Genomic DNA, 20,519 nt, shown 5'->3' on the forward strand with positions numbered 1-20,519 from the left:
TCAGCTCAGCTGAATAGGAAGTCCCGTTTTGCTGGATTGAACTATCGCTTGCGCAACCTTTACTGCTTCAAGCGCATCATAAGGATTTAAAATAGAGGATGGTTTGTTTTGACGAATGCATTCATAAAAATGATTCATTTCATTATGTAAATCGCCATAATATTGACCGTACACTTCATTCCAGGAATAAGAGGCTGGAGCTGTAACAGCATCATCGACCCAAAACTCTAAGGATCGATCTGGCTCTTGGAAATGAATGGTTCCGCTATCTCCAACAATCTCCATACGAATATCCATCTCTGCCGGTGTGTTGTCTGGCATAAGCCAATTATTTTCAATGACACCTATAGTTCCATTCTCATACTTGAGCATTGACCATATTAGATCATGTTCGGAGTCAGAGGAAGAGGAAGAGCGAGCGAACACTTCCACTACACGTGATCCTGTAATCCAGTGCATCAGATCAATGTCATGAATACCTAATATATAGATAGGACTAGAACGGCGATAAATCGGAAAATACTTTTTAGGATTATTTCGTCTTGCATAAATAGAGCGCAGTGGGCCTAGTCGTCCTTCCGTGACCGCTCTCTTAATCTTTAATAAACGAGTATCAAATCTTCCTACATGCCCAACCATTAACAATCTATTGGCTTGTACAGCAGTCTGCACCAGCTTTGCTGCTTCTTCAAGCTCCAATGCCAATGGCTTCTCGACAAAAACATGACAACCCTTAGATAACGCTTTCAAAACGGGCTCAACATGATACATTTCTGGCGTTAATACAATAACCGCATCCATGCTTTCATTGTCAAGCATAACATTCCAATCCAAGTACCCTTTGCAATTCCATTGTTCAACTACTTCATTCACTTGATCCTTGTTTAGATCAGCAACCGCTACTAGCTTTACATCTGTTTGCTGACTTAAGCATATGAGGTGATATCTCGAGAATCTACCTAACCCGATTATGCCTAGACGTATCACTTGTCTAGCCTCTCCCACCGTTTGATCGTTGGCCTGCATCACCTTATCACCTACCTACATGAAATCTTAATGCTTAATTGGTACGCAATATTGGTATTACCAAAATGGTATTACCAAATCGAATATAGCATTTTACTCAGGTCTTGGTCAATATACTTATCTTTAAAAAAAAGGATTGACTGCAGGATAAGAGATCAAGTACATTGAAATTGGTAATACCAATTACCATTGTCTCTTATTCACGCTCATATTTTCATGATGATAATCATTACTCTACGAAAGGAAGAAATTATAATGTCTAACATGGGATCACAAGGCATTTGGAAATATGCGCAATACTTGCCCAGCGTTGCTGAGGAGAACAGAGTAACGTTGGGGGAGGGGCATACTCCTCTTATTCCAAGTGTATCCATTGGAAAAGAGTTGGGATTGACTAACTTATATTTTAAGCTAGAATCACTAAATCCGACTGGCTCCTATAAAGATCGAATTTCTGCTCTCGCTCTATCGCTTGCCAAGCAGGCAGGTAAAACGGCTTGCATCGGTACTACCTCAGGTAACGCAGGTGCATCCCTTGCCGCTTATGCAGCAAGAGCCAGACTTCCTTATTATGTTTATGTGCAAGAAAATATCATTCCTGCAAAGCTGGAGCAAATTGTCGTTCACCAGGCCAAAGTATTTAAGGTAAAGGGCATGGGATATAGCCCGGAGATCGGAACAAAGGTATTTGAGATGGTAAGAGAAAAAGCAGAGCGTAACAATTGGGAGCCTGCTATTACCGCCTTCGCTTATGCGCCTAAAGCTATGGAGGCCGTTAAAACCATTGCTTGGGATATTCAAAAGGAGCTTGGCTTCACACCCGATGCTGTATTCTCACCTGTTGGCGGTGGTGGTCTATTCAGCGGCATATACTATGGATTTCGAGACTTGCTTCTTCGTCATTCCACCGACAAGCTTCCACGTATGGTCGCTTGTCAATCAGCTGGTTGCTCAAATTTAGTTCGTGGCTATAATGAAGGATTGGGTCGACCTGCTTCAGGATCCTCAACCTCGCTCATCTCCGGCATTCAAGTACCGAGTCCACCAGATGCAAGTATTGCATTTGAGGCTCTCCGTGAAAGTAATGGCTTTGGTGAGGTAATTGAAGATACATTAACCTGGAAGTGGCAGGAAGAGCTCGCTGCCAAGGAAGGCATTTATGCTGAGCCTGCTGGCGCTATCGCTCTTGCTAGTGTGGTTCAAGCCATGAAAGCAGGCAAATTAAACCCGCATGACAAAATCGTTTGTATCGTTAGCGGAGCTGGGTACAAAGATGTAGATCGACAGCATAACATGGTTGCTCCTTTCATGGATCAGCCACTTCATGATCTGGAGCAGCTTTTGAATGAATAGATGTGCAGTACAGCATAATTTTGCTACAATAGACTGAAAACGTTTATTGAGGAGGAAGCAAAGCCACAGTGGAGCATTTGAATAAGGAAGACGTTACCTCTCTCTCTCGCATTGTGAGTGATAGAATTAAAGAATATATTGTGACCCATAAGTTAGAGCCAGGTGATCGCCTACCAACTGAAAGAAATCTAGCTGAAACTTTAGCTGTAAGCAGACCTGTCATACGCGAAGCACTTAGTCATTTGGAAACCTTGGGGCTGATTGATAAGAAACAAGGCAAAGGGCTTTTCATTAAAGAACAAAATATGTCACGCTTATTTCAAGAAATGATGTTTATTACAAGAGGGGATCAAGTAAAGTTCACACAGTTACTTGAGTTTCGCACCGTGCTTGAGCAAGCTGCTGTCCTTCAAGCTATGGAGAAGATTACCAGATCAGAACTCGAAGCATTAACTGCTATTATTGATCAAGCAGAGAAAGAGGAAGCCTACAAGGAGTTCACCCAGCTCGATCTACAATTTCACCGAATGATTGTAAGCCTTTCTTCCAATCATTATTTATTAAATTTAACAGAGGTTATTGATAATTATTTCACCCTATTGGATACATCCGAGAAGAACGAGACCGTATCTGAAGAGGTCAAGAAAAAAACGCTTGAAGGGCACCGTCAGCTTGTGGAACTACTGCAAAATCGTGATCGTATCGCAGCTCTTGACCTCTTGAATGAGCATTTGCTGCACAAAACAAACAAGTAATGCTATCTCCTAAGTTTGCTTGCAGGGTTTCCCTCTCCTTTCGAATTAAAAAAAGGGGCTGTTCAATAAGTCCCCAAAATAAAAAGGTTGGACGGAAATCGTCATATTTTCCGTCCAACCTTTTCTATTCTTTCGCTTTTGCAGGAAAGTGGAGAGGCGGATGCCTTTGTAGAAAAGGTCCCGAATGATTTTAATCATCGGGACCACGTCTTGGTAATATTTTATTGTTTTCAGATCAGCTATGGAACACCAACTATAATGTCCGTACACCAACATTAATGTCTAGGCACCAACATTAATGTCACTGGACAAAGTTGTCTTGTGATATAAAAGTCGTGAACTGATTTTGTTGATTTTACTGGGTTTACAAAGGCATGTGATAATGACGAAAAAAAGAATGTCGTGAACCACTAGAAATTACCAAGTAAAGAATGTTGCGAACCAGTTTGACTTACTGTTATTTGATCAAATCAAATATTTATCCTGCTACTTAAGTTTTCCATAATTCTTAATAGGGCGAAATAATATCATACCGATTTGTAGAACCTTCATTGATATGATTAAATGCAACAAATAAATCGTCAACAAATTTAATCCTATTTCCACCCTTTGTTGTTATAAACGAATTCAACATAAAAATATTTGCGTTTCCTTCTGCATACTTATCATAAAGCTCATGATAATATGAATCACTTTCATAATCAGAATATAATTTAAATGGCGCATGCTTCAATTCTTTCTCAATAATAATTTGAAATGATTTTATACTCTTCCGAAACAACAACAAGAAACTTTTGCGATAATCTGAATGCGATACAACATATACTAAATTGAAATATTTTAATGCATTTGGAATTAACACTGGCCATACATACTGATCAATCAATTGTTGTGGATACGCTGTTCTTTTCTCTAAGATTACAGCAAAGTTATCCCTTGACACTTCATTTAATATAGTGCTAGCCCCACCAGTAATCTGAGGAAGTATCGTAATAAGTAGCTCTTTCTTTTCAAGTAAAGCCCACATTTTTTTAATAATATCATTTGTAGGCAGTTTGTATGCCTCCCTCCAGGAATCATACCTTAAGTTTCCATTACTTCTAGACCAGAATTCACCTTTTAGATAACCATGTTTAAAAATTTGTTCAATTTGTCCTTGAGTTAGGTATCTATTATCCTGCAATAACTTAGTATGGATTTCCTCTATAGATACAGGTTTAGATACAAATATATTACCACCATTGATTCTCTCTTTATAAATCTCATTAAGATACTTTTTAATGTACCCTGTACGTTTATCAATTTCTCTTTCACTAAGGTTAGTAAGTATTTTGCTATCCGGAATAAAGTGTTGTTCAAATTGTATAACGGGCAAACTATTAGGGGTATAAGTTCTCTGGCAAGCTTGTTTATTAATTTCTATACTTTTCGAATTAATAGTAAAGGTATTTCCATCTTCTCTTCTCTGACAAGAAAATGTGTCTCTACAACTACGACTATCCTGAATTGGTAAATTTCCATCCAATTTAAACCGTTCACATCCCTTATTAAGTGAACAAAATACTGATGATGACCATCGCACAAGTGCTTCTCGTGTAGCAGCATGAGGAAGGCCATGTTTTCCACTTGCACTGATACTAGAGAAGGTAGGACGAATCGCTTGAAACACCTGGTCTAAACCGTTAGACTCTCCAATAAAGATACGTCCTCCATGATGTGAAACCTTAAAATAATCAGAATATAAATTAGGTTGATGACGTTTAATTACATAAACCCAGTTTTCCAGGTCGCCAGGGAATAGCAAACTAAACCATTGACTTCCCAACCAGAACTCTAATTTAATAACAAGGCTTGTATCGTTCAGTAAGTGGTTTCCAAAAAACTCGGGACCCAAACCTTGTTGTGCACATACTGCAACTTTATCAGCGTCTTCAATTTCAATATTGTTCCGAGTGCTTGCTAGCTCATTTTGTTCATTGACCAGGTTCCTTGTAACTGTATTTCCCAACTTACGTTCTTGGAATCCCCGAACTAGAGGGTTGTTCAGCTCTTCTCTAGAATAATCTAAAAAATCGTAAAATACTGTTCCAATAGGTGTTGGATAGGAACTAAACAGTTCCTCCACATTTCTTCCAGATAGTAATCGCTCATACAACTTAGAAGGAGGTGAATACACACTAATTCTTAAATCCTCAACAGGTGTGGCTATGTAACCATCTAGTGGAGATTGCATCTCCACTTTTAACTTTTCAAGCTTCTTTTCAAGATTTAATGCTCTGTTAACAGCTTTTTGTCCCCTGCTCCCAAATAACCATGAGTATTTTACAAAGGCAGGCGTGTACGGTGACCAGTAGGTCTTTATTTTGACCTTTTCGCAAAGATTACTAAAGCCGCCTATATGATCAGTATCAAAATGGGAGACAATAGCTAGATCGATTGAATTTATTCCGTACTTATCAAGGGTATCTAAAATCGCTTGATTGTTTGATGAATCACCATCACCACCATCGATAATACAATTCCATGCTGATTTCATATTCCCATTGTTCCAACTAATCAACGTGCAATCACCATGACCAACTTGAATTGCTTCAATAATTAGCTTAGGCTCTCCATTTTTCTTTCCCATACAATTTCTCCTTCTAACGGCATTAAGAATCATAGCTTTCACACTCTAAGTTGAATTACTATTTTAATAGTAGATTTTAGCGTAAATGTTTGACCAGAATAGAGCTATAAGTGGGATTCTATTGTTATTATGTTTAAGGTTAAACTGGCAACACAACATCTCTAACATATTTTCTAGGAAAGTTTGCACTTTTTACGATCTTTATAACACCCACGTTGAATTTGATATGTATAATCTCTTTTGATTCTTCACACTCAAGAATCAATACGGCTTCATCATTAGCACTAGAGTTTTCAACCTTACTATTAAACATGAAATAATTCTCTCCACCCTTATTAAACCATCCTGTGATTCTAAAATTTCCGACTTCTATCTGAACATGCATTGCATTTTGCAATTCATCAATTAATACAGATGTTGAGTCATATTCACTGATATACTCCTTAAAATGCCACTGGCCACTTCCATTTACAGTGTTTGTGAGGTAATCTTTGTTCAAATTCGCAGAATGATCTAGACGCATAGATTTGATCACTTTATTAAATTCATTTTTGGAACGATATGCTTTTACTATCGCAGGTATATATTCATAATCATTTGGAATTCCTACATTGTTTTTTCGGAATAAGTTCGCTGACATCCTCAAAAAAGAGTCAGACATACAGCCAATCCCAATAAAACTTTCTTCCCTTTTTGTTAGTATATATTCACTTATTGGAGTGCTGACGATATAATCCTCACCAGACTTTTTACAAACTATAAGTTGTGTATTAAGCCAAGAATTATCCATGATGACGATAATTTCATCATTAACTTTTTTGTTTTTAGACTTGTTATATAATAAATTTATCAGCCAATCATTCATATAAATATACGCTTTTTCATCTCCAAGGCTTAGAAGGCATAATGAAATTTCCTTCAGTACCTCGTCTGATTCTTTATTAAGAATATCTCGAAGAGAAAGATATTTTTGAAAATACTCATTAGCGTCTTTATTCATGCCATAGTACCTTAAAATCTTCCCTTTTTCAAAATATGCTTGATGTATTTCTGGGTTAATCTCTAGCGCTTTGTCCAGAAACGTAATCGCTTCATGATTAAGCAAAAGAGGGCTTATTTCAACTAACAATTCAGCATTTAAAGGTTGTTTCGAAAGACAAAGACGATAATATTTTAAGCTCTCAATTTTATTCTGTGATAAATTATAAAGTTGAGCAAGCCGCAAATTGACGTCAAAAGTGTTGTCATTCAAAAGAGCTTTCTGCAAACAGTCAATCGCTTTGGAATAATCAAATCTCTCCAAAAAAACCAAGCCTTTATAATAATTCGAATAATATGGACAGAGTTCTTGTTTGTTAAATTGATTGCATTGATCCATCAAACGGTTATACTTCCCAGACTGATAAAGAAACCAAAGATAATAATATTTAAACGTATCACCATAGTTAATTAATTCTTCAGCTTTTTGCTGCGCTTCATCCCATCGATCCATTTCTGTATATAATTTAATAAAAGTAAGTTTTTCCGCAAAATGTTTATTCTCAGCTATGTCTTTTGTCAACGCCAGTAAAATTGAATTTTTCGAATGATCGTAATGCATAATGGATTTGGGCGCTATATGATTACTTACTTCTCTTTTAGGGTATTTAATTGCCAGTTCTTCAATCTCTTTCTTTTTGAGAGAACCACGGTGAACACGTAAGTCTAATGAAAGATATGAAATAAGTTTATCAAACCAATCATCAATCTCAACTGCCAAATTTTGCTTACTTGACCAATCATACATATGAAATTTTACTACTTCTGAAATTTGAGCAGACGGGAACTCTTCAAAGACAGTTTCATGAAAAATGTCGGGATTCAGTCCATTTTTATGTAGTAGCTGATTGAATTCATTTCGAACATTTATAATATCTTCTTCGCTTCTTAAAGTTTCACATGCATTCTTCATCCTTTTAAAATCTTCGAGTAAACTTTTTGCTTTGCCATCATATTTAGATGCAATGACAACATGCTTTACTGATTTGCTTTTCGTATTAAACGACTTTGACTCCAAAATTTCTCTTATTTGCGATATGCCTAATTGTGTATTTTTGACTTGCACATACACCTCATGGTCGCTCATTATCATTGTAAAATCATCATGTGATTCAAACGTAATTTCTTTGAATTCTGATATTTTAATATGTATAAACAGATATAGTAAGCCTACCATATCCTGATAGGCAATCCCCCCAGCTAAATTCGAACCACCACTTTTAAGTCGGCTATAATAATCCATTTCCGAAATACACTCCTTCTTTATGTACATCTATACTATAAGCAATAATTTAGTCACATAATAAATACGCTAGAGAGCAACTGTGTTACATCTAGTGTGCTGGAGAAATACCTGAGGTCAAATCCTCATCATCACTTTCTGCTTGTATGCGATCAAATTCTTTCTCATCATCAATATCACTTAAGGTAAATAATTTATTCGTGTCATAGAACGATATACCTTTTTCTCTTAGTAGTGAGAAAAAGTTGTTTCCGGATATATAATCATTCGGTGTCGATAACCAGCCCTTAATATTCGCCTCATATGCGAGAAGCCAGAACTCATTAGTTAAACTACTCTCATTCATTAATGAAAACCAATAGTCGAAATTAGTATCAGCTTTCGCTAACCCTTTGCTGTGTAAGTCAAGAAATACTAAGGCAATAGCTGGATCATCCTGGTTCACAATTTCATCAACAGTGGAATCGTGTATAGACACATTCATAACCATAGCCAGCCACAAAGCCCAACAGACTTCTCTACCGTGATTGAGTCTACTATGATGAAGAATAATTTCATTGATAGTCAAACTGACTCTGCTTACATCGTTCGCATATCCATACCACCTATAGTTCTCAAAGATACTGACTGCTACTTTAATTGCTGTTGGACAATTCAAGATTATATTAAGGATTATAGATTCAAACAACGGCCAATTATCTGGTTCCACTAGTAGCTTCTTGTTTTTGTTAAGTGCATAAACAAGAACATATTCGTCTGGAAACCGTTTATGGTATTCGAATGCTTTACTGAAGTAACTGATAATATGTTTACACTCTTCTTCTACAGAATTACTACTGATCTGATGTAAGCGTAGATCCGATACCCACTGCGGTTCCAGTATTTCTGGCAGCGAAATGATCTTAGATTTATCAGCGTTCATTTCGAGCTCATAGCCTCCAAGAATTAATCGCACCTCAGATAAGGCTGTTTCTGCTTCGGCCTTACTTCCAAAGAACAGGAAATAATCATCCATATATCGAAACCCATCTCGAATACCTTTCACTTTCACATTGATTTCCACATCTATCGCAGATCCAATGATCTCACTAATAATAAGAGAACTATCCGGTCCTGTCGGTATTCCTACAGTCTGGCCATCCTGCATTACTCTGACATCAGAGTCTAGTATGTTACCTAATAACTGGCGATCATTTCGATTACGCTTTGCTTCTAGCTTTGAATGCAATGCCCATGGAATGCTATGTGTGTATATCGATGCATAGAATTTGGAAATATCAATTTTAAGGAGATAGTGTGAATGAATAGAGCGAAGAACACGCTCAACCGAAATATCTGCCAACTCCCTGGCCCGTGAAAAAGCTCTCTTACTATCCTTATTGTAAATTGGCTTGGACAACGATAAATCGCTCAAATTGATATGATTCTCAATAACTTCCCAGTTTTCGACAATAGTCTGGAATAACTTTAATTGGTGAATTGGATTTGGAATCGCAAGTATTCTTCTGGAATGACCCACTCGTGCAATGGAATGCCTACCATAAACACTAGTTTTGCATAAGCGATTAAATTGAACAATAGAGGGAATAATATCTGTGACTGCAATACTGGCTAAGCTCTGCGTAGTAAATGCAGGTACTAACTCTCTTGGGAAAAACCCCTTACTAATTAAATCCTGAAGCATCTCAGTCTTGTCCATAAACCCTCCTTGACAATATATACCTTTTGTTACCTAGATCCGCCTGAGACATTTGATATTATCCTCAAACTTTTCTCATTACCTTCCTGATTGTCTCGGTCTCCTTCATTTCTCCTAGCACATAAAAGTAGGTTTAGCGGTGGAAATACTCATCAGAAGCCTCCACCAGTCGAATCACAGCTACTCGAAGGTGTAGAACTTCACCGTTATTCCATAACCTACCTCTAGGCGCTACCCCCAGCCGCTTCTTTTATTCCTTTAGATAACTCCTCTCCTATACGACGAAGACTTTCATTAGGTATTACCTCGTTCATCATCATTGCATAATGAGCACCGTGATTTGTTTTATTAAAGATTGCTCTAAACACTTCTTTATACCGATCAATTAAATCAATATTACTTTCTACGTATAAGTCTTCATTTATTGAGTGTGAACCGTCATTTAACCAGGAAAGCAACGAGCGGCAGATCATTTTTTCCTCAAACTCAAAATGATCCTCTAACTTATCTAGATCCATATTCCCAAAAAACTTGTAATAATTCTCTATTATTCTTCTCATAGTATTTTGAATAGTGATTAAGCTTTGGTCTTGCACATTTTTTAATTCCTTCCAAAGTAATTCGTAAGAAGTTTTAATTGGATTTTCTGGGTAATACTCAGCAGAGGATATGTTCTCTTTCTTTCGCAGTATCCAAAATGCACCTTCACCAAAACTTTTTTTGCCCTGATTATATGTAACTTCCTTATGAAAATATATATTATGCGTTAATAGAATAATCTGCTTGATATCAGATTTGTTATTCTTCAGATCAAACATTAGCTGCCTTACCAAACTACTGACCATAAATAGAACACTCGTATCTAAGCTTGATATTGGATCATCTATAACTACAACCTTCTCTGTTGAAAACTCCTCCGAATTGTTACTTCCTTTCAACAACTGATAGAAATACAAGAAAGTTATAAATGTCTTTTCACCTTCACTTAGAGTTTCATTAGCGTCCTCTCCATTATCCCTAACAATCTTGTAATTCCCCTTCTCGGATGCTGCTTCTAATTTGAAGTTTTTGAATCCAAACGAAGTAAGAATTCTATTAATCTCTTCTACCGAATATTGAATGCTAGTGACTTCTGCTTGAAATTGTACTAACTCTCTTTTAAAATCGTCCTTGTATTTTACTTTCTTGCGGATACCTTCTGTTAGCGAAGCCAGCGTGCGATCCAACCCGCCCTTAGTCTGCAGGTAGCTCTTTAAATTCTCCGTATTTAGTTCTACTATATATCTCCAAGCAGCCTTTACTAGTTTTTCTTTTTCAGTTTTAGAGTTTGCGATAAGCAAGTTATATTCGTCAACTTTTTTGTTCGATGCCTCAATTTCTTCATTCATGGTAGATACTAATTCACTACTACTTGCCAGCTTTACGGATCTGCTAGGTTCGCGTAATTTTTGTTCAATAAGGAGTTTGTTTTCTTCAAACTTTGCCGTTAGTATGTTTAGAATATCATTCAATTTTTCCTTATTGATAAAGGAATTAATCCCGTTATTTAGTATCCGATTAACATCAGAAATCATTTTTTCGTTATGCTCAATGAAGCGTCTCGAAAAATCTGTAAGATATTCCATTTGTGTCTCATAAGTTTGGTCAAAATACATGCTTAGTTTGTCTTCAAAATGTGACGGTAAATCCTGCTGACAAAATGGGCACACCCGTCCGTCATGTTTTAAAATTAATTTACCTTGGTTGACCCAATCGCTGATCTGTAATTTTTTTATCAATGATGCAATGTCAACGTCTTCTCTTCCGATAATTTTCATTTCAAATATTGGGTCGTTCTCTAATTGTTTTTCAATATTCAAAATAGGTTTCTTCTGCATTTCTTCGGTGGCTCGATTAAAAAGACTTTCCTTTCTTGATATAATTTCATCAAGTGGTAGCAGAGGAAGGCGATTATTTTGAGCTTCCTCCAAACATTTCTGCATGAATCTATCCTGGGAATTTCTAACTCCTTTAATTAGTTCTTTGAATTCCGAATCAATATCATTTTTTATTTTCCAACAAGCTTGAGTGAAATTCTTGACTAAATCCTCTAGTTCTTCTGTTTTTTCTTTGCTCTTTCCTTTCAAATTATCTATTTCTTGGTCATGTGCAGTGATTTTCTCTTTCAACTTAATTATCTTCAATTGTGTTTCAACTGAATCTTTACCTAGCGTAAATATCCCCTTAATTGGTCCTTGTAAAAAGTTCTCCTTAACAAAATTTCTATTGTATACATAAGTATCCATTTTCCTATTCTTCCACTCAATTGTACATTGAGGAGAGTCATCATTTTTTCGCAGAACCTCCGATAAAGTGGTCTTACCAGAACCATTATTTCCATACACTACATTAATTTTTTTTAGGCCTTGGAAAGTCACTCCTACATGATCATAAGTGGCTACGTTTTTGACTGTTACTTTCTCAATCATTTTATCCCTCCCTGTCTAATGTAAAAATCATTTGACGCTTTAACTCTTACATGGAAGTAAGATCGCTATACAAATCGGATATGCGTTTCTCTTGAAATCCAGCCTTTCCTAGTTTTCTCAACATATCTGCCAATTCTGCAAATACAGGAGGGACACTCTTAAGCTTGGCTAAGCGCGTGGCGGCAATGTCCATGCTCGGCTCACTTTTCATATAATCCTCTAAGGAATAACGCCACGCTTTAACATGATCAGGATACCGTCTAATAAGTCGTGCAGCCATCTGGATCCCTTCTGGGTCATAATCACCAGAATAGTAAATAATACAACCGCTCTGCACAAGCTTATTGATGAGAACTAGGCCGGCAAGTTTAAACTGACCATGTGTGCAAAGAAGTGCCACCGATCGTTTGTCCTCGTCAAGCAAATCTTTAAGCGAAGAAAAAACACCTGAATTCTCAACAACAAACACTTGTTTCCCCTTCATAGGGTAAACATGACCTATTGTATTAAGTTCCCGAAGTGGTACATTTTGAACACTACTTTCATGGCATGCATATAACCAGGATTTTAAGGGTTCACCGTCCCTTTCTGCGACAAGCCCAGTACAGGTTGTATAGTTAGCTATATCATCTTTCAAAATACCAAAGTCAAATAGCAATTCATTTACTTCTTCTGCCGTGCTTACAGAGCGATATGGCTCATCTTCTAAATAGGAGTGGATCATTTGCAGCGCAGCTATAAACCGCGGATCATGATCAAAAGCATGAGGGTTTCCTGTGATCTTATTGGCGAAGACAGATAGCCTGACTTTTTTCTGCGCAAAAAGCTGTACCAACGCACGATAAACCTGTTCAATTGATTCGAATTCGCCGCGATTATAGGCCAATATAAATGTAGTTGCATTACGACCCGCAAGAATTTCACTCGTCACAAAAGAAGTAAAGATATTATCGTATTTGATTAGAAGGTCCTTAAAGTAATTTCGTAGCTCTTCCTGTTGCCGATTACGTACAACTCGGTTTGCTACGAGCTCATCCTGCAAGACAGAACGCAGGACATCGAGTAGTGTAACACCCTCAAAGCGTGTACCTTCAAATCGTGCCTCAAACCGCTTTAAATCAACATGAATCGAATTCGTGTATCTTTTCCCCATCCAGCGGCCGATGTCGCGTTTCTCCTCTTCACTTGGCTCGTGTATCGTTACTGAGCCGCCAACGGAACCCAAGCTCTTTACTTTGTCGCCAAAAAGACGCAACAGGTGGGTAAACCCACCTTTTTCCTTAAAGTATTCTATGGCCTCTTCAAGTGGACTCATTCGGATCCTCCCATAGCTCCAACTGCTCCAGCTGACTCATTACCAAGCTCTCCGCCTTGGAGAGCGGCGCAACCTGCCGCGGTGGTAGTTCAGTTTTTCTACGACCATCCCACTCATAATTAAGTACGGTGACATGCTTCGCGTTATTCGGGCGAATGATCTCCGATATGCCGAGAGCAGAGATAGTCTCATAATCACCCCACAGCACTTGAGAGTTGATAATGAAATTAAAATCAAGCTTTTCAATCAGCCCAAACATGTCGGCAATGTTCTCACTATCGACTCCAGCAAAGGCCTCATCCATTGAAATAATATACGGCGCTTCAGGGCTGGCTTCACTATAACGGGAAAATATCGCCGCAAAAAGAGGGATATACATAGCTAATGCCCGTTCGCCGCCGCTAAGTGCCAAATAAGCGTCCTTCGTCAACTCTTTTTCTTTATCCTCACCCTTCTTTATGAACAACTTGAACTCGAACCATTTACGGTAATCCAGCACTTCCTGCATGACATCTTCCATGCTTTTATCTTTATGCGCTTCCGAACTGTCCATAATCGCTTTGACCTCAGCGATCTTGGCATTGAAGTGATTCGTCAACTTTCGGTAATCGGTCTCACGCAATGTCTCAGGATCTTTCTGGAGTAATGAAACAAGCTCCCTAGATGGCAATTCATCTGGGTTCTTGGATTTGCGTGGATTCCATTCCAACCGTAGCTTCAATCCGCTCGATACCACGCGTTCCGCCATGAGTTGATTGATTTCGTCCTTCCATAAGCTGGTCTGTAGCATTAATTCCCGAATCCGTTCGCCGACGTTATTGTAAATGATCTCCTTAAACACGTTTTCATTCTGCTCAGTGATCATTTCCTCTATCGCCATGACTTCCTTCTCAACGTACAGCTTAAGCTCTTGCGGCGTGACAGCTCGTCCCTCCAAGTTCAAAGACAGGTACACTCGGGTAGTAGAAGCTTCCAGCTTATCAATTTCAAATTGAAGTGATTCGCCTACCGCATTTGGCATTTGTACTTCGGCAGTCCGCTCAGACCACAGTGGTGAGTAGTTCATGAGACCGCGTGTCATAGCATGGTATGCATCAGAAAGCTTGTCTCTTTTCCCCATGACATGAGCTCGGTTATTGGAGGAATCGGTGTAGATGATATCCTGCGCCGCCCCGATCAGTTGATTGTAATCGAAAGGCTGTCCTACAATCTGCATCTCCATCTCGAATAAACGCTCGCGAGCATCGTACAATGAGGCATAAAAGTCCTGGTGGCGTTTAAAGCGACTAACGTTCTCCTTTAACTGCCCAGTTTCTCCTTCTGCTCTCGTCCGTTCTTCAACCAATGCGACATTTTCTTTAGGAATCTTTGTAAGCCGGTCATCGACCAGCGCAATCTGATCATCGATTTGATCACCATCTAGCGCGATCAGCGCTTCTTTCATTCCCTTGACTTGCGCGGCGAGCAAGTCTCGCTGTTTTTTGGCGCGAAGCACCTCTTCATGAGCCTCCTGAGCATCCGCCTCCGCCTGTTCGACCGCCATAAATTGCTGCTCTGCTGTTGTTCGCCTATTGATCAGGTCTTTACAGAGGTCACGCAGTTGATTTAACGTCACGCTATAGTGATCGATCGCTTCCATGAGGTTCTGGTATGCGCTCACTCGAAGCGCTATTTTTCGTCCGCGAGAGAGCTCTTCACGTTTCACCTGAAGCGCACGAAGACGCTCAATCTGCTGCTGCAACAAAGCAAGTTGCTCATTTTCTTGTTCCTGCAAAAACTGTATACGATCGTGCAGTCTCTTGTCTTTGTCGTGGAGTTCCACGATGTCGTTCATGGATGGGAACGATCTGTTTTCTTGTGTTAATGTCGAGACACGACGGCTGAGTTGCTCACTTTGTCCCAAAAGCTGATGTTTCTGTTCCTCTAGCTCTTCGAGTTCCTTTGTAAGCTGTTCGAGAAGAAAAAGGCGGTACAAGCGACGTGACTCTTTCCCTATAAACCTGGAAGCGCTCGTTGGAACAGCGGCACCTGTGACAATGCCATGCCGATAGGCTCCCGTAGTTGTAACATAAGGCTCCTGCATCTGCGGTATAACGGCAATTCCCGCCAATACTGCCTCGATTTCAGATGCTGCAATATCTACACCTTCAACAGAGACGGGCCTCAGATATTTTCGTAACGTTTCGACGTTCGTAAGCGGCGCACTTGGCTGCAAAACGGTATCGTTCTCGGTGATCACATGCGTATAAGAAGTTGAAACGATCAGACTGTCGAGCACCCCCATTTCAGCGAGTGATGCTTCTATGCGTTCCCGTTCTTCTCCGTCAACGCCTTCAACAAAATCAACTGCCTCGTAAAAAGGCACAAAGGGCACGCCCGCCATCTGCAACTTCTCTCTGACGTGGACCGTCTCTGGTCTCCGCGTTTCTGGCTCAGGGTCACGCTTGTCGGTGATTGCTTTTTTCTCCTGTTCTTTTCGATTGATCTCCTCTTGGATTCGTTTAAGACCGTTTTTTGCCTCAAGCTGTTGGATCGTCAGTTCCTGTTTGCGCTGTTCGTATCCGTCCTGAATTATTTGGCTCACATCGGTCGGCAGGGTTCCTTCGAAGAGCAGCCCTGTCGCATTCATGATTCGCTCGGTTTCATCCCCATTCAGCACGTATTCTTCGTTCTGATGCGACCATGCATGGATGCATGCGTCCAATGTTTCAATGCTTTCCTCCAAGGCCTCCTCGTTTTGCCGTTTTGCCTCTTCCTCGGTTTTCTTCGTTACCTTTACCTTTTCGAGAGCATCTTTTGCGCCATCAACTTGCACCTGCTGGTCCACTTCCTGCTGTAATACTTGAAGAATCGTGCGCGATACATCCGTATGGTTTTTGAGTCGATCCCGCCACTGGTCTACCGCCATAAGAACCGTTTCATTCTCAAGCAGTGTGGAAGCCTGCATTTGTAACTGTTCATGTTCGGTAAAATCGATCTCTTCTGCGACACTGGCAAGTTCATCGAGCCTACTCATTGTGTCCTTCTTGATTCGTGCTACCTCATCCGTTAGATCGCGGAGCTTTGTGCGCGCTTCGCGCTCACGGGCATCTTTAGTACTTTTTGCGTCTTTACGGCTAACTACCGTTCTCTCACTCTCATCTAGCTCCCGCGCTTTCTGCTGCAGGTCCCGCTTTGTTTTGAACGCGTCGGAATCTCGCATACGTTCCAGCTTTTCTTTCAGTTGCTGTTCTTCCTTGTGTAGCTCTTGTACATGCAAAATGAGCTCGGCGTGCCGCGCCTCTGCCCGCTTGAGCTCATTTAAGGTTTTATTGATCGAGCGCTCGGCTTCTTGCCATTTTCCGCGGGCTTCAAGAAGCTCTTCCGCCTTTTTGGCCAACATGGCCTCATTATAATCGTCATACGCCTTTGCAATTGCCGTAGCATGAGCCAACTCCTGTTTCGTCGTTTCGAGACGCTCTTTATGCTTGTCAATGTTTTGAATCGTTTCCGCGAGCGCTGTCAAATCATCGAGCGCAATCTCCGCCTGAGAGTCCTCCAAAATCTCATAAATACGCTCTGGTTTTAAATCATTCGACAATTTCGGAGTGCGTATCGTAACAATGAGCTTTACTAAATCATAAAAGCCTTTCATGGTTTTAAACTTAAAGATCGATTGGTTGACGAGTTCGGCGTACTCTGCGTTTGTTAGGACGACTTGGCCACAGCCCTCTTCTTCGACACGCGCAATCAGATCCTGCCGTGTGAGTGGAATCAGGATCGGTTCACCCTTCTCATTAAATCCTTCATTATAAAGAAAAAAATCATGCCCCATGCGCCTGTTCTTAATCACAAATCCCCATGACTCCACTTTATCACTTGACGAGGTCACCTTAAGCCCAAGCCCTGTCGTGACATACTCTTCAGTGTTCCTTCGCTTGTACTCCAGGTACAGGTAACCGATGCGATCTCGTCTCTCGCCGTTCTCTCCCAGCAGATAATCAATCATTTTGCGTGACCTGGAGCCAAACGGGTCAAGCCTGGATGGCTCTTTATTGCCGTCAAGAAGTAACGGCAATAAGCTTTGCATAGTAACCGATTTCCCTGAGCCGTTTGAACCCCGCAATAACAGCTTACCACCGCGAAAATCAAATTCGCGATCATCATAGTACCAATAATTGAGCATGCCCGCTCGGGAGAGTTCATACTTATTGATTGTCATCGTCATCGACCTCCAGGCCCTGCATTTTAACTGTAAACTCCCTCGGATATTCACCTGCTACCCGAACGATAGTCGGATAAAGTTCGACAGAGTAGCTCACCTCATCATAGCGGGCCAGCTTCCAATCTTCCAAAAATGCAAGCAACTCCACCGCGAGTTGCTCGGTTTCTCGAAGTCGCCAATTTTTGTGCCACCCATGACGAAACTCATCCTGAAGTTCAGTAACCCATTCATTGAATTCGTGTATTGTAATAAAAATAGAGAAGTCTGGCCGCTCGGTCATATTCAGTACTTTGCCACGTACCAGACTGCCAAAATGAAGAGCAATCTCCGATACGGCTTTCTGATCAGGATATTCTTCGCCGGATGTTCCACGTTGCTCTGCGATTAGTAAGAGTTCTCCACGGTAGATTTCAAGCTGATAGTCTGTGTGTACTTCTATATTCTCGGCAAACGTACGCCACTGATTACTGAAATAACGCTTCTCTTCACCCGTCAGTTCATCACGATAAACGACAGGAGAAAAAAAGAGCTTTCGATTTATTGTGTGCAAGTTCTCACGCGGTCCTGCTTCCTTCTGCTCCTTCCACCCGTCAAGAAGTAACTCTTCGGCTTTGCTGAACTCCGCAAGCGGCTTGGTAAAAAATCTAAGGTAATGCTTAGCGAGCAAAGTCGGCTGGTACAATACTTCCACTGCTTCATCGTCACGATAGCGATCTAGGTTCCCATCCAGCCGCGAAATCAACCCTACCCGCTCCGCGTATTGCAGCGCGTCCACGAAATCGGAACGGTGCTGATGGCTTTCCCACTTCAGGGTGAATGACTCAGAATCATCGGCAAGAAAAAATGACTTGATGTAGTCCGCTGCCGTAGCAATCAAGAAGAGGTCTTCCGGCGACCGTTCTTCTAAAAACGCTAGAAATGCAGTAAATAGGCTATAGGTGTTTTTATTTTTAAAAAACTTGATCCCCATCCATGACATCGCGACATACGGAATTTTTTCTAACTTGAATAGATTGGGCGCATCGACCAGCCGATAACCGAAACGGTTGTGAAAATACTGCTGGACATATGTTTTGTTGCGTTTAATGGCGTGATATTCATCAGGCTGTTTTGTTTTCACGATCCAGAAATTCTCCATCAATGCCGAAATGGCTACGCGAATTTCTTCTGTGATCTCCACACTATCGCTCCTCAAACTTCAGCACCAGATCGGGCAACCTGAGGATACCGTCTGTGCAAACAAGTTCAATTTTTTCCTGACTTTGCTGATGCAGGGTGTACCGCTTCCCCTGATCTGTTTGACCACGCCGCTGTTTATTGGCCATCGCTTTCCCTACCCATTCCAGCAGCGTCTTGCGCACAAAGGGATCAATGACTCCCATCTCCTTCACTGCCAGCACGTCTGATACGATGTAAGATTCCATAATCGCCGCTTCACGTCGTCTTTCTTCCAGAATAGTCTCTGCGCGTTTCATTTCCTCTTCCCGTGATGCAGAGACGAACGATTTTGTTTTACGCCGCTTGTAGATCCGGTTGTGCGGTGATGTCTCGAATATTATTTCATCCTGCTCCCAGATTTCCTCTTCCGTTGAATCGCTCAGCTTCTTACGACCTACTATGTGACGCGTCTGCGCAGCTCCAAAGGCGCTCGCATATAGAACATGGGCTTCATCAAGGCTCTCGCATGCCTGAAACCAGCGAGCCAGCGCCCGAAAGTCTTCTTTTCGACTACGGGTACGTCTTCGCATTTCGGATAACTGCAGGGCGTAGCGACTAAGCAGTTGAATACTTTTTTCCGTTTCGACGAGCAAATTGCTGACATCACTCTCGTCTCCGTTTGTTGTGTTGAACCAAGAGCAGAAAGCCCTCCAGTTATCCCACAGACGTTTACGATTTTTATCAGCGTTAAACTTGGTCCCATCAATCATTGGAATAGATGCGTGGTATTCGACCAATCGATCAATGTATGCCGAAACAAACCCATCATCGATCATTCTAATCTTGGCCGCAATGCGGTATCGTGATAAATTCATCGCACGGATAAACTTATGTAAGTAATCAACAAATTTTTCTTTGTAAACCAGGAACTCCTCAGTCTTGAAAAGCTCCTCTGCTTTTTCACTGCGTAGATGTGCTAGATAGCTTGATGCATTTCTTTTCAACTTGTCATGAAGATTCATCAAGCTAATCCATATCTCTTGGATGACCTCGTTAGTCGTCTCCCGCGCACTGACGGCTTCGAAATCAACCAAAGTCTTTAATATTCTCTCGAAATCTTTACTTTCGAGCGATCCAACCAGCGCCTCTTCCAACTCATCTGCTCTACGAAGCGTCATTTCAATTTCAATGGCAAGAGGCGTAATTTGAAACCGCAAACGCTTTTTTTTGAATTCTTCGATCGTGAAGCCGCTTTGGCGATCCTGCCGAGACAGAACAGCCTCCCACTCTTCCAATTGCTTCATGTCCGCATATAAATCTTCCTCATGATAGTTGCCAGGAATCACTCGGTTATTCTTTAGAAAAGCAAATATTTCTCCTATTTGCGAGTAATGCTTTAAATTCTCGTGTTGTTCCAATAAAAAACGCATGATGGAGCGGTAAATTGGAGCTTTTTTCTCTGTCGCATACTTCAATGTCCCAACGGCTTCAAACTGATATGACACCGAATAGCCTCCTCCCACGTTATATCGTCCTATTACCGAATTCCCGGTCAAATGCATGACTACATTTATTAATTTGCCTAGAATGAATAGAATCATCATAATGGTATCTAGTTCATTTTGTATGTT

11 protein-coding genes are annotated in these 20,519 nt (G+C 40.5%); 2 read left to right on the forward strand and 9 right to left on the reverse strand.

The features are described from left to right. The gene (locus tag M6D81_RS13465; RefSeq protein WP_262677422.1) at positions 1-1,026 is read right to left on the reverse strand and encodes a Gfo/Idh/MocA family protein; all 1,026 of its coding nucleotides are present in this window, start codon (positions 1,024-1,026) and stop codon (positions 1-3) included. 255 nt (positions 1,027-1,281) lie between these two features. On the opposite strand from M6D81_RS13465, the gene M6D81_RS13470 reads away from it, so the two are divergent. Next, complete coding sequence (locus tag M6D81_RS13470) at positions 1,282-2,379, forward strand: pyridoxal-phosphate dependent enzyme (RefSeq protein ID WP_262677423.1); 1,098 nt, start codon at positions 1,282-1,284, stop codon at positions 2,377-2,379. 68 nt (positions 2,380-2,447) lie between these two features. After that, on the forward strand, positions 2,448-3,134 hold the full coding sequence (locus M6D81_RS13475; protein ID WP_262677424.1) for a FadR/GntR family transcriptional regulator: 687 nt from the start codon (positions 2,448-2,450) through the stop codon (positions 3,132-3,134). Positions 3,135-3,642: 508 nt separating this feature from the next. Here M6D81_RS13475 and M6D81_RS13480 read toward each other — a convergent pair. The 8 genes from M6D81_RS13480 to M6D81_RS13515 form a co-directional block, all read right to left on the reverse strand. Further along, a complete protein-coding gene (locus M6D81_RS13480) occupies positions 3,643-5,763 on the reverse strand; it encodes a ComEC/Rec2 family competence protein (protein ID WP_262677425.1) in 2,121 nt (706 codons plus the stop codon). 139 nt (positions 5,764-5,902) lie between these two features. Next, positions 5,903-8,044 (reverse strand): tetratricopeptide repeat protein, encoded by a 2,142-nt coding sequence (locus M6D81_RS13485; protein WP_262677426.1) that lies wholly within the window; start codon positions 8,042-8,044, stop codon positions 5,903-5,905. Positions 8,045-8,135: 91 nt separating this feature from the next. Then, positions 8,136-9,743: an RNA-directed DNA polymerase gene (locus tag M6D81_RS13490; RefSeq protein WP_262677427.1), complete on the reverse strand. Its 1,608-nt coding sequence runs from the start codon at positions 9,741-9,743 to the stop codon at positions 8,136-8,138. 224 nt (positions 9,744-9,967) lie between these two features. After that, positions 9,968-12,211, reverse strand: a complete 2,244-nt coding sequence (locus M6D81_RS13495; protein WP_262677428.1) for an AAA family ATPase — start codon at positions 12,209-12,211, stop codon at positions 9,968-9,970. Between the two features lie 46 nt (positions 12,212-12,257). Further along, positions 12,258-13,526, reverse strand: a complete 1,269-nt coding sequence (locus tag M6D81_RS13500) for a DUF2399 domain-containing protein (RefSeq protein WP_262677429.1) — start codon at positions 13,524-13,526, stop codon at positions 12,258-12,260. Next, complete coding sequence (locus M6D81_RS13505) at positions 13,513-17,727, reverse strand: TIGR02680 family protein (protein WP_262677430.1); 4,215 nt, start codon at positions 17,725-17,727, stop codon at positions 13,513-13,515. Before M6D81_RS13505 ends, M6D81_RS13500 begins: the two co-directional genes overlap by 14 nt. Further along, on the reverse strand, positions 17,714-18,910 hold the full coding sequence (locus M6D81_RS13510) for a TIGR02678 family protein (protein ID WP_262677431.1): 1,197 nt from the start codon (positions 18,908-18,910) through the stop codon (positions 17,714-17,716). The genes M6D81_RS13505 and M6D81_RS13510 overlap by 14 nt, the downstream gene beginning before the upstream one ends. Before the next feature lies 1 nt (position 18,911). Beyond that, on the reverse strand, positions 18,912-20,393 hold the full coding sequence (locus tag M6D81_RS13515) for a TIGR02677 family protein (protein ID WP_262677432.1): 1,482 nt from the start codon (positions 20,391-20,393) through the stop codon (positions 18,912-18,914). Positions 20,394-20,519 lie beyond the last annotated feature (126 nt).

The sequence above is a fragment of the Paenibacillus sp. J5C2022 genome (genome assembly GCF_025567625.1).
Lineage (GTDB): Bacteria > Bacillota > Bacilli > Paenibacillales > Paenibacillaceae > Pristimantibacillus.

Coding starts and splice junctions, on each gene's coding strand:
- M6D81_RS13490 (WP_262677427.1), bottom strand. CDS start 9,743: ATGGACAAGACTGAGATGCTTCAGGATTTAATTAGTAAGGGGTTTTTC.
- M6D81_RS13495 (WP_262677428.1), bottom strand. CDS start 12,211: ATGATTGAGAAAGTAACAGTCAAAAACGTAGCCACTTATGATCATGTA.
- M6D81_RS13505 (WP_262677430.1), bottom strand. CDS start 17,727: ATGACAATCAATAAGTATGAACTCTCCCGAGCGGGCATGCTCAATTAT.
- M6D81_RS13500 (WP_262677429.1), bottom strand. CDS start 13,526: ATGAGTCCACTTGAAGAGGCCATAGAATACTTTAAGGAAAAAGGTGGG.
- M6D81_RS13485 (WP_262677426.1), bottom strand. CDS start 8,044: ATGGATTATTATAGCCGACTTAAAAGTGGTGGTTCGAATTTAGCTGGG.
- M6D81_RS13480 (WP_262677425.1), bottom strand. CDS start 5,763: ATGGGAAAGAAAAATGGAGAGCCTAAGCTAATTATTGAAGCAATTCAA.
- M6D81_RS13465 (WP_262677422.1), bottom strand. CDS start 1,026: ATGCAGGCCAACGATCAAACGGTGGGAGAGGCTAGACAAGTGATACGT.
- M6D81_RS13470 (WP_262677423.1), top strand. CDS start 1,282: ATGTCTAACATGGGATCACAAGGCATTTGGAAATATGCGCAATACTTG.